An 11,452-nucleotide genomic window follows, 5' to 3' on the forward strand; every position below is an offset into this window, starting at 1 on the left:
TTACCGCACTTCAAAGTGTGGGAGGGGCAAGCCCCTCCCACATTTGGTTTTGTATTGGTTATGAGGCCTAGGTCCGGCATTCGGCCAGGGTTTTCAGCTGGCCCGAGCCGCTCTGGTTCGCTTCCGACAACCAGGTCTCAAATCCCGCGCCCACTTTAGGCCATTCCGAATCGATGATCGAATACCACGCGGTATCCCGGTTCTTGCCCTTGACCACCGTATGCTGGCGGAACACGCCTTCAAAGCTGAAGCCCAAGCGCTCGGCCGCATACTTGGAGCGGGCGTTGGCGTTGTTGCACTTCCATTCCAGGCGGCGATTGCCCTGCTCGAAGGCGTACTTGGCCAACAGGTACACCGCCTCGGTGCTTTTGGGCGAGCGTTGCATCGGAGCACCGAAGGTGACATGGCCGATCTCGATGCGGCCTTGCTCGGGCACGATCGACATCAAGCTGAGGATGCCCTGGACCTGGCCAGTTGTGCGATCAATCACGCTGAAAAAATACGGGTCGCTATGGGCCGCGTGATTATTCAGCCAGGCATCGAACGCGTTGCGCTCAGGGAAGGGGCCGTAGGGTAAATAGTCCCATAGCTTTGGGTCGGCGCCCGGGCCTTGCAGGGCGTTGAACAGGTCATCGCCATGGCGCGCCGGGTCGAGTTTTTCCAGGCGGATAAAGCGCCCTTCGAGCAGTTGAACCGTGGGGGCCGGGACGCCTTTCCAGTCGGCGAGGGAAGTGGACATATTGCGCTCCTTAAAGACCTTGGCGAAATTGGATGAAACCTGGGCGTTCGGCGATGCGTTCGTAGAGTTGGATAGCGGTGGCGTTGGTCTCGTGGGTCAGCCAATGCACCTTGCAGCAACCATCGGCCTTGGCGGTGGCGTAGACGTACTCGATCAACTGGCGACCCACGCCGCTGCCGCGCTGGGCCGGTGTTACCAGCAAATCCTGTAGGTAACAGGAATTCTCGATGCTCCAGTTGGAGCGGTGGTAGATGAAGTTGACCATGCCCACGGCCTTGCCGTCTTGCCAGGCCAGGGCCGAGTGGGTCGGCTCGCTGGCGTCGATCAAGCGCTGCCAGGTGCTGAGGCTGACGGCGTCCGGCAGTTCAGTGTTGTAGAACTGCAAATACGCTTGCCACAGCGCCAACCAGGCGGCGTGATCAGTGGCGGTGACGGGGCGGATGTCGATCGGGCTCATTCTGAAACTCCTTGGGGCATAAAGCGTGCGAGGGTCTGGTCGCGCACGTCGAGGCTGGTGGCCAAGCCCTCGCGAATGCCGTTCATGTCAGCCTGACTGCGGTTCTGGCCGAGTTTGCGCTTGCCCACCACACGTTCGATCGGCAGGGCAAAGCCGACGATGGCCTTGAGCATGCTGTCAATGTAGTTGGCCGGGGCGTCGCTGACTTTCCACGGCTGTGCACGCTTGCCTTCATGGCGATCAGTCAATGCAGTAACCACGGCCAACAAGCGCTCGGCGTCGGTAAACGCTTCGGGCTTGCCATAGGCATGCACGGCGATGTAGTTCCAGGTGGGCACTACTTTGCCGTGCTCGGCCTTGGCCGGGTAGAACGACGGGCTGATGTAGGCGTCGGCGCCGGCAAAGATCACCAACGCTTCGCTGCCGTCTTGCAGGTCTTTGCACTGCGGGTTGGCCTTGGCCAAGTGCCCGTAGAGGGTGCCATGGGGGCCTTCATCGGGGTTGAGCAGCAGCGGCAGGTGGCTGGCCTGCAGGCCTTGCTCACCAAAGGTTACCAATTGCGCCAGGCGGGTGTGCTGGATCAGTTGGTGGATTTCAGGCAAATCGTCGAGGGCAAAGGCGCGAGGTGTGTACATGGAAATTTTCCTTGGCGAATGCCTGCATCCTAGGCAGGCTAATGGTTCGTTGTAAGAGCCATCTAGCGCCCATTTCATAGGTCCAATATGTCGCCCACTACACCGCCGCTGTCATTCAACCCCGCCGGCATTGAGCTGGATCGCCGCCTGGGCCTGACGCGCCAACTCTATGAAGCATTGAGCCAGCGGGTGCTGGACGGGCGGCTGGTGAGTGGCACGCGGTTGCCCGCTACCCGTGACTTGGCCGCGGCGTTGGCGATTTCGCGCAACAGCGTAATACGTGCCTATGACCAACTGTATGCCGAGGGCTTTATCGAGAGCCGAGTCGGAGATGGCACTTACGTCGCTCTATTACCTACGCCAAAAAAACTATCCACAAAAGTATCCACAAGGTTATCAACAGGCTTATCCCCAACTTTATCCACAAAATGGACGAATTTGCCCGGGAATCTGGAAGATGAAGTTATCCATAGTGCGGGTTTGGACCGGGTAAAAAATCACCACCTGCCCCAGCCGCCGTCAGGACCACCCCGGGCATTTCGCGTGGGAGTGCCGGCCTTCGATCTGTTTCCGTTCGAGGTGTGGGCCAAGCTGAGTGCGGGGTTCTGGCGCAAACCTGACCTGCAACACCTGTGCTATGGCGACCCGGCGGGGGATGGCCGTCTGCGCGGGTTGATCGCCGCGTACTTGCGCAGCTCGCGGGGCATGCAATGCAGTGCTGAGCAAATAGTGATCACCAGTGGCGCTCAGCAGGCGATCAGCCTTTGTGCACAGCTGCTGGTGGAGCCGGGGGACAGCGTTGCAGTGGAAAACCCGGGCTATCGCGCAGCGGGCCACGCGTTCGCTTTGGCCGGCGGGCGACTGCACGGCGTGCCGGTGGACGACGAAGGTATCGACTGCCAGGCGCTCAATGCCCTGGGCGATTGCCGGGTGGCGTATGTCACGCCTTCCCACCAGTACCCGTTGGGCGTGGTGATGAGCCTGGCGCGTCGCCTGGAGCTGCTGGCCTGGGCGCAACGCACGGGCGGTTGGGTGGTTGAAGATGATTACGACGGAGAGTACCGCTACAGCGGTGCGCCGCTTTCGCCACTGGCAGCCCTGGATCGCAGCGGGCGCGTGCTGTACGTCGGCACCTTCGGCAAGGTGGCGTTCCCGGCCTTGCGCCTGGGTTACCTGGTATTGCCTGCGGCGTTGGTGGACGCCTTCGCCCAGCGTCGCGCGGTGGACATGCGTCATTCGGAGGTCAGCACCCAGGCGGTGATGGCCGAGTTCATGGCCGCCGGGCATTTCCAGCGGCATATCCGACGCATGCGTCGTGCGGCTTTGAGCCGACGCAACGCTTTGCTCGCCGGCTGGCCTGGCGACCTGCCTGGCCTAGGCCCGCTGCCCAACGTGGCGGCAGGGTTGCACCTCACGGTGAGGCTGGACAGCCTGGCCCGTGAGCAGCAATTGCTGGCCCAGGCGTTGGCCGCTGGGGTCGAGGTCAATGGCCTGAGCAACTATTGGCTGGCAGACTCGATCACTCCCCTCGACCAGCGCGCCGGGTTGGTACTGGGGTTCGCCGCTGTGCCAGAGGCGGCGATTACCCAAGCGCTGGCGCGATTGCGGGTGGCATGGCAGGGCTGAGATCAATGGGCAAAGAACAGTGACTGGGCCAACTGCGGACTGATTTCACTGCGGTAAATTTCGATCTGGTCCTGGTCGCTGCTGCCCGTACGCTGCAATCTGCCGCCGAGCCTGCGCTGGTCGCGAGTCTTGAGGTGCCCGGCGGTAAAGTGCTCGAGCTCGGCTTGGGTTGACGCGTAGTGAAAGTGTGCATACCACAGGGCGGCATTGCTTTGGCTATCGCGGATTTCGTACTCATCCAGGTAGTTCTTGCCTGGGCCCTTCAAAGGACGGCGATTGGTCGTCTTGACGATCTTCACCAGCCCTTGATCATGCAACCACTTCACACGAGCTGCCGTGGGAGGTTGTCGCTTGGTCAGAGTGATTCGAGTCTGAGTGCCCAGTTCGTAGAGGCGTTTGGCGCGGTCATTGAGCTGGCGGTTGAGGTTGGCCGCCGAAGGCCGGTCGCTTTCGGTGAGGTTGAGCCGGGTCAGGGCGGATTCCACTGTCAGCACGGCATCCTCCAGCTCGGCCGCATGCTGGTGGAACATCTCTTCGATCTCCACCGGGATACGCCCGCGTTTACGCGAGTGAGCCAACAGGCGGCGGGTGGTGGCCGGCTCATCATCCAGCAATTGCTGCCCGGCGTTGAGGCTTTTCCCAAGGTTGGCGGGCTTTGGCCTTGACGGGGCAGAGGGGCCCCTTTTGTGCTCGACCCAGACTCCTGGGGCTTTTTCGTGGAAGGTGGCAATCACCTTGCCGGTCAGCGTTGCCTTCACATCCACCAGCGTGGCTTCGCTCTCCCTTGGCTCGCCTACCACGATGCCCTTGAAGCGGGTCTTGATGATTTTGCGTCGAGGCGGCTCTGGCGGTTTCGACGGTCCCGGCTTTGGCTCAAGGGCTTTGCGCTGGCGCAACAGCTGCGCCAGTTCGTGCAAGGTGCGCTGATGAAATTCTTCGATACGCTGGCGCAATACTTCCACGGGGTCGCGCTGCAGGTGCTCTGGATAATCGGCGTGCAGGTCCAGCAGGCGATGGTCAACGATGTCGAATTGCTCGGCCAGGCTGTTGAGCGTTTCGATGCGCTCATCCAGGCTGCTGTCTTCGGGCTCGCCGAGAATGTCAATCAAGCTCTGCACATGCAGGTCAGCGGCGTCGATGATATCGCTCAACTGTGCGCGGACACGGGTCAACACTGTGCTGTTACCGGCGTTGACACACAGATAGCGCATCAGGGTGATGTGCAGCGCCTTCAGGTCGGGGAGCGTGATATTGGGCAAGGCACGCATCGTCGATTGGATGGCTTCTGCACCCTCGACACCAAGGTTTTCCAGTTCCTTGAAGCGGCCAGCCACGTATTCCAGGCGCATGATCATTTCCAGGGTCTGGGTCGCGATAGTCTCGGCGGTTCGCCTCTCCAGCGAGGCGGGTAATTCGAGCGCATTGAGGGAGCCCGACAAGGCATCGCGATAAGCGGGCAATTGTTCATTAATGGCGGCTCGCGTCAGCGCCAACTGGTTTTTCAGGAAGCCAATCATCATGCTCTGGTATTCAGGCACGTCGTCGATGTGGCCCAGGGACCTGAGTTGGCGAATGGGCTCTTCGTATTCCAGCAGGCGTTGATTCGCATCCCTGATGAAGTTTTCACGGCGTAAGTCAGTGGAGGGCCCAGGCTCTGTGCCGATGGCAGCGAGGGTATCGGAAAGCTGTTGTTGTCGATCCCGGTCGTTGATCTGGAAACGGTCAATATTTTTACGCAGTTCTTCAATGCGCGGCGGTTTCTGCTGCCTGGCCGTGCGCCGACGGTTGCGAAAACCGCCGCCACGCAGGCGCAGGCGGGGATCGACGAACCACTGCCCAGCCCTGTTACTGATCAGCAATGGGCCGGTGCGGTTTGGGATGACCGGGTCGATAACAACCACGTTGTCGTTGGCGTCTACCTTGACCTCGAACCAGCGCTTGCCAACGGGTACGAACCATTTGTTGGCGGCGGGATACAGGTGGTGGTGGGTACCGGGTTGCTTGTTCTGCTCACCCAATTCGGCGGGCCGCTCGACATTGAAACTCTCCAGCCACGTGCCCAGGCTCTTGGGGGTGCGGCTGAGTGCGCCGCTGACGTGCAGGGAGCCCTGATGCGAGGCGAACAGTTCGGTGCTGGGCAAGTCCGGCAGCTGCACCGCGGTGATAGAGGGCGCAGGCAGCGCCGGTTGCTCTGTGTTGGTGTTCGACAGCGGCTCCTCGGGCACCTTGGGCTTGAGCGTTTCGTCTGTCGCCGGGGCGGACGGATGACGCAGGGCCACATGCAGCGCCAGGGCCATTCCCAGGTTGAGCCACAGGTCCACCAGTGAGGTCCAGGGCGTGGCTTTGTCGGCGGCATTGACTGCCTGCTCGACCTCTTCCAGGTCATCCATGATCTGCCACATCCAGGCCGCGATTCCCACCGTAGGGCCAAGGAACGGCAAGGTCGCATTGAAAATCTGCCAGCCGGCACGGCGAAAGGTCGCCCAGCGTTTTTGCACGTTGGACACCGATTGACGAGTCGCCAGCTCCACCATGGCGTTGGCGTTGGCCTTGAAGAGTGTACCCAGTACGTCATTGCCCAGCACTTCGTCGCTCAAGGCAATGGCGCCGCTCATGTACACCACGGTGGCGGGCTCGATCAGCACGCGGGCAAGTGTCCAGGGCGACGGCACGGCACCGGGGAACACGTACTGTGCGTAGTTGAAACGCGATGCTTCGGGTAACCAGGCCAGCACCGATTCGCGCAGATGCCGATCATGTTTGATCGCATACAGCAGGTTTTGCCGCGAGGGGAATTGACGCAGCATCGGCTCAAGCAGCGGGCGGTACAGTACGCACGGGCCCTTGTCGGCGGACCGGGGCTCGATCACGAACATATTAGTCACCGCATCCTGGTCGTGCCCGGGGCGCAAGGTGGGAATAAAGGCCAACTGACGGATGACGATTTCCTGCCCATCGAATTGGCGGTCATGGACGTCAGGTTGCATTACGGCGGCAACGTAGCGGTAACCCAGCTCATCCAGGCCATAGCGCCCCTGGATTTTCCATTGCAGAGCCAGCATCGGCAGCTGCACACGCAGGTGGCTGGTGTAGAGCTGCTGCCGTGCCTGGGATTGCTCCGGGTCTTCGAGCAGTGTGCGCTTGATCAGCGCCGGATAGTGCTCGCCGATATCCAGTTGGGTAATCAAGTCCTTAAGGTAGCTGTACGTCAGCCATTCAGGTGCGGGACCGCCGTTATACGCCACGCTGGTCTCGCCGGTGGGCAGCCCGGTGAGATTTTCCAGGGCCAGGTCGATCAAGTTGCGGCGAGTGACGTCGATCTGTCCAGGCACAGCAAAGGTGCCCCAGATGACCGGGCTCTGGATGATGACTTCGACCTTGTCCGGGTTCAGCGTGGTGCTCTGTTTGTTGGCCTTGAACCGGCTTTGCAATTGCGCGCGGGCATAGTCGCGTATCGGTGCAATACCGTCCTGGAACAAGCGGCCATGGTTGGAGGTGTGCACCTGGGCCAAGTCAATGAGGTAACGGCCATAGGCGGCTGCATCGGCATCACTGGCGTCGGCCAGCCAGTCGGGCATTTGCTGGTTGACTTGATGAACGCGCGACAAGGACTGTCCGCTCAGGTCTTCGAGGGCGGGCAGGGCACGGGTTATGGTCGAAGGTACGCCGGGTTGGCCGAGGGCGGCGCGGCCCTGGGGGTCTTCGAGCATGCCGATGGCCTCGATTTGCATGGAAATCAAGGCGCAGGCCAGGCTGTCGAAAAAGTTGTCGGCCGGTTCAATCAGGCGCCATTGCAATACCGTGCCATGGGGCACCTGGCTCAATTTGGACGGAAGGCTTGTGCCGACCTGCTCCAGCGAGGTGAATTTTTCGTAGCCGTCGACCAGGGAGTAGGCAAGAATCCTGGTTTCTTTCTCGTGCTCGCCGATCAATAGCGTCTTGTCCATCACGCCGATATGACGAACCTGGCCATCGTGCAGCAAGTCTATATCGATCAGGTAGGCCCGGCTCTTGTACGGGTCCTTGGCACTGCGGGTTTCTTTCTGCGCAAAGTGATACAGCGTTCTGGCCATGGCGCAGTCGTCAGCGTCCCAGCCTTCCACAGTGGTCACATTCCATACTTTGCGCAGCGAATTGGCGAGCACTTGCCAGCGCGGGCCGTTGCCGCTGCTGGACTGGTTCCAGTAGTCGAGCTGCTGTTCCTGAAAGGCGGTGAACAGCAGCGGCGCCAGCTCATTGATCAAGCGCCCGACGGCATCGATTTTCACCGGCAAGTGCACGGCCTCCCAGGCGTCGGGCTGTAGCGAGAGGTAGTGCTCGCCGTCGATATAGACCACCGGCCTCGGCCACATGGCCTGGTGTGCCATGACGGAGGTGAGTGATTCGGCGGGTCCTCTGGACGAGACGATCAGGTCGTCGATGACGCGCCAACGCGGGCGGCAGACCATGGCCAGGTCCGGGTCGATGTCCAGCGTTGGGTATTGCTCGCGCAGCGCGGTGCGCAAGGTGCTGGCCGCGACTTCCCGGCTGGTGGGGCCGGTGGTCAGTTGGATGAGCAATTCATCCACGGTGGGCGGTCGGTTGGTTTGCGAAGTGTCCGTGGCGAGGGGGGTGTCGGGCATCTGCAGCTCCTTGGCAAGCGTTGGCCCGGGCGGCTGCGACGGACCTTGAAAGGCGCAAGGTAATGATTCCAGGAGCGGCGGAAACGGTAGATAAATAGGGGACGAGCAGGCTCGCCCCCTCGAAGGTCAGGTGCCGGACTTGATCTTGGTCCAGGCCCGCGTCCTGGCGCGTTCGGCCTCACGGCCCAGGGGCTTGAGGGTGTAGAGCGTGGCCATGGCCGCTTCGGTGGGGTAGAGGTTGGGATTGTTGCGGATCGCCGGGTCCACCTGTTCGGTGGCGTCCTTGTTGGGGTTGGGGTAGCCGACAAAATCACTGATCGGCGCAATGACGTCCGGCTGCAGCAGGTAGTTGATGAAGGTGTAGGCGTCCTTTGGGTTCTGGGCGCCCTTGGGAACGGCGAGCATGTCGAACCAGATCGGTGCGCCTTCCTTGGGCAGGCGCATGGCCACGGTCACGCCGTTTTTCGCCTCTTTGGCGCGGTTGGCGGCCTGGGAAAAACTGCCGGAATAACCGACGGCCACGCAGATGTCACCATTGGCGATATCGGCCATGTATTTGGATGAGTGGAAATAGGTGATGTAGGGGCGAATTTTCATCATCAGCGCTTCGGCCTTGGCGTAGTCCTTGGGGTTGTTGCTGTTGGGATCCAGGCCCAGGTGCTGCAGGGCCAGGGGCAGGATCTCCGAGGGCGAGTCCAGCAAGGCCACGCCGCACTGCTTGAGCTTGCTGAGGTTGGCTTCGTTGAAGATCAGGTCCCAGCTGTCCACTGGCGCGCCGTCACCCAGCGCTGCCTTGACCTTGGCCGGGTTGAAGCCGATAAGGATGGTGCCGTACATGTAGGGCACGGCAAACTTGTTCCCAGGGTCGTTGGCCTCGATCAGCTTCATCAGCTTGGGGTCCAGGTGCTTCCAGTTGGGCAGTTGGTTGCGGTCCAGGGGCTGGAACACGCCGGCTTCGATCTGCTTGGCCAGGAACACATTGGAGGGCACTACCACGTCATATCCGGAGTTGCCGGTGAGCAGCTTGGCTTCCAGCGCCTCGTTGGTGTCGAAGATGTCGTACACCAGCTTGATCTGTGGGTTCTGCGCCTTGAAGTCTTCAAGTGCCTTAGGGGTGATGTAGTCGAACCAGTTGTAGACCTTCAGGGTTTTTTCTTCGGCGTGGGCCGCGCCGCCGAGTACGGCCATACAAAGGGCGAATACCTTGAACAGGTTCATTGCACACACTCCTCAAAACCTTCGAGCACATTGACGGCATTGATGCCGATTTCTTCTACGGCGTAACCGCCTTCCATGACGAACAGCGTGGGTTTGCCCAGGCGCGCGATGCGTGCGCCCATGGCCAGGTAGTCCGGGCTGTCGAGCTTGAATTGTGAAATGGGATCGTGCTTGAACGTGTCCACGCCCAGGGACACCACGATCACATCGGCGCCGTAGCGTTCGATCTCCTGGCAGGCTTGCTCCAGCGCCTGGCTCCAGCGCTCCCAGCCTGAACCGGCCGGCAGCGGATAGTTGAAGTTGAAGCCGGCCCCGGCGCCTTCCCCCAACTCGTCGGCATAGCCGAGGAAGAAGGGAAACTCCGCCTCCGGGTGCCCATGGATCGAGGTGAACAGCACGTCGCTGCGGGTGTAGAAAATCGATTGGGTGCCGTTGCCGTGGTGGTAATCCACATCGAGGATCGCGACCTTCGTATGGCCCTGGTCGAGGAACGCCTGAGCGGCAATCGCCGCATTGTTGAGGTAGCAATAGCCACCCATCAAGTCGCTGGCAGCGTGATGACCTGGTGGCCGACACAGGGCAAAGGCCGAACGCGCGCCTTGCTGGATCGCCTCTTGCGCCGTCAACGCGACCTGGGCGGCGCTGTACGCGGCTTGCCAGGTACCGGCGGTAATCGGCGCGCCGCCGTCGAAACTGTAGTAACCCAGCTGGCCGTGCAGGCTGGTGGGCAGCACCCGGCGCAAGGTGCGCGCGGGCCAGGTGTAGGGCAGCAGGTCGCCGTCCTGGCCGAATTCGGTCCAGCGCTGCCAGGCGTTCTTGAAGAAATCCAGGTACTCGGGGCTGTGAATGCGTTGCAGCGGCGCCAGGCCGAAGTCCTGCGGCGCCTGCACCGGGCCCAGTTCGCGGTCCTTGACCCGCTGCAGTACGTGGTCGGCCCGCGATGGCATTTCGAAGCAAGGCATCAGTTGCCCGTCCATCAATTCACAGCGGCCATGGTGCAGATGGTGGTCGTCCGAGTAGATCGTCAGCATAGTGTTGGGCTCCGCAGGCTGGGTGGGGTGCGTTGTAGTGTTGCGGCGCGCGGGGCGTCGGAAAACGGCAGGAGCGGCCAAAAGGGGATCGACAGGGCCAATGTTCGTGTCCGTTATTCGCCCCTCTGATCATGGCCTGAACTGACTAGGCGCCACGCCGCTCCAGCGCACGAAGGCATGCCGGAAACTCGCGGTCTCACTGAAACCCAGTTGCTCGGCAATTCGGTAGATCGGCAGCTCATCGGCGCCCAACAGCTGTTTGGCGCGCTCGAAGCGCAGTTCGTCCAACAGCTCCTGATAGCTGCAACCCAGCTCATGCAGATGCCGGCGCAAGGTGCGCGAAGAACAGTTCAACTGCGCCGCCAACCCATCAACTCCAGGCGCTGCGTCCAACTGTGCGCCGAGCAGATGGCGAACCCGGCCCAGCCAGGCCTGGCGCCCGGTGAACTCGGTGTTCTGTTTACGGCAACGTTCGGCGATGGCGCGATGGGTAATGACATCGGCCAGCGGTAAGGGTTGTTCGAGCCAGCGCCGGTCGAACGCAAAGGCGTTGGCCTGGGCTGAAAACTCCAATGAGCAGGCGAAATGCTCGGCATAGCGTGCCTGGTAGGCGGGGCTGGGGTAGGCAAAGCGGGCACCGAGCAACGGCAGGGGCTGGCCGAGTAGGTCGGCGCAGATGACCTTCAGCGAAACCAGGCAGAACTCCACGTTGAATTGGGTCAGGGCCGGATCCTCGCGGTAACCGCCAGCGGTCAACCAGATGCGTTGGCCGTCCGGCTCCAGGCTCAGCTCAAAAAGTGTTCCCAATAGCGCCGGGTAGCGTAGGGCCGTTTGCAAGGCGTCACCGAAGGTGGCACTGGTGAGCAAGGCGTAACCGAGCATGCCGTAGGACGACACGTGCATGCGCTGCCCCAATTCCAGGCCGACGTCCTGGCGCAAGGCAACGGCATTGGCACACACGCGCATTTCTTGCTGGGTGGTGATATGAGTGTCGGCGCGTGCCAGGTCGGCTTCGCGAATACCGCTGCCGGCCAGCAGCGTGTCATAGCTAACGCCTTCGGCCTTGAAGGTGTCCAGCACCCGCGAGACCGCATTGAGGGTAGTCAGGTGTGAATGCAGCATGG

Annotated in this window: 8 protein-coding genes; 1 reads left to right on the top strand and 7 read right to left on the bottom strand. The window is 61.4% G+C overall.

The window, feature by feature from the left end:
* Positions 1–67 precede the first annotated feature (67 nt).
* The 3 genes from QZR30_RS04520 to QZR30_RS04530 are packed head-to-tail and all read right to left on the bottom strand — an operon-like array spanning position 68 to position 1,831.
* Positions 68–739, bottom strand: coding sequence for a GNAT family N-acetyltransferase (locus QZR30_RS04520; RefSeq protein ID WP_059396721.1), 672 nt, complete (start codon positions 737–739; stop codon positions 68–70).
* A gap of 10 nt (positions 740–749) precedes the next feature.
* Entirely contained in the window at positions 750–1,196 is a 447-nt protein-coding gene (locus QZR30_RS04525; protein ID WP_059396720.1) for a GNAT family N-acetyltransferase, read from the bottom strand.
* Entirely contained in the window at positions 1,193–1,831 is a 639-nt protein-coding gene (locus tag QZR30_RS04530) for an FMN-binding negative transcriptional regulator (protein ID WP_059396719.1), read from the bottom strand. The genes QZR30_RS04525 and QZR30_RS04530 overlap by 4 nt, the downstream gene beginning before the upstream one ends.
* A gap of 87 nt (positions 1,832–1,918) precedes the next feature.
* Between QZR30_RS04530 and pdxR the strand changes: the two genes are divergently transcribed.
* Complete coding sequence (pdxR, locus tag QZR30_RS04535) at positions 1,919–3,457, top strand: MocR-like pyridoxine biosynthesis transcription factor PdxR (protein ID WP_059396718.1); 1,539 nt, start codon at positions 1,919–1,921, stop codon at positions 3,455–3,457.
* 2 nt (positions 3,458–3,459) lie between these two features.
* Here the strand turns inward: pdxR and QZR30_RS04540 are convergent, their stop codons facing one another.
* The 4 genes from QZR30_RS04540 to QZR30_RS04555 form a co-directional block, all read right to left on the bottom strand.
* Positions 3,460–8,079 (bottom strand): dermonecrotic toxin domain-containing protein, encoded by a 4,620-nt coding sequence (locus QZR30_RS04540; protein WP_311902982.1) that lies wholly within the window; start codon positions 8,077–8,079, stop codon positions 3,460–3,462.
* Positions 8,080–8,205: 126 nt separating this feature from the next.
* Positions 8,206–9,297, bottom strand: coding sequence for a polyamine ABC transporter substrate-binding protein (locus QZR30_RS04545; RefSeq protein WP_056847493.1), 1,092 nt, complete (start codon positions 9,295–9,297; stop codon positions 8,206–8,208).
* On the bottom strand, positions 9,294–10,328 hold the full coding sequence (locus QZR30_RS04550) for a histone deacetylase family protein (protein ID WP_046070147.1): 1,035 nt from the start codon (positions 10,326–10,328) through the stop codon (positions 9,294–9,296). The genes QZR30_RS04545 and QZR30_RS04550 overlap by 4 nt, the downstream gene beginning before the upstream one ends.
* 129 nt (positions 10,329–10,457) lie before the next feature.
* Positions 10,458–11,450, bottom strand: a complete 993-nt coding sequence (locus tag QZR30_RS04555; protein ID WP_046070146.1) for an AraC family transcriptional regulator — start codon at positions 11,448–11,450, stop codon at positions 10,458–10,460.
* Positions 11,451–11,452 lie beyond the last annotated feature (2 nt).

This window comes from Pseudomonas sp. rhizo25 (assembly GCF_031931935.1).
Lineage (GTDB): Bacteria > Pseudomonadota > Gammaproteobacteria > Pseudomonadales > Pseudomonadaceae > Aquipseudomonas > Aquipseudomonas synxantha.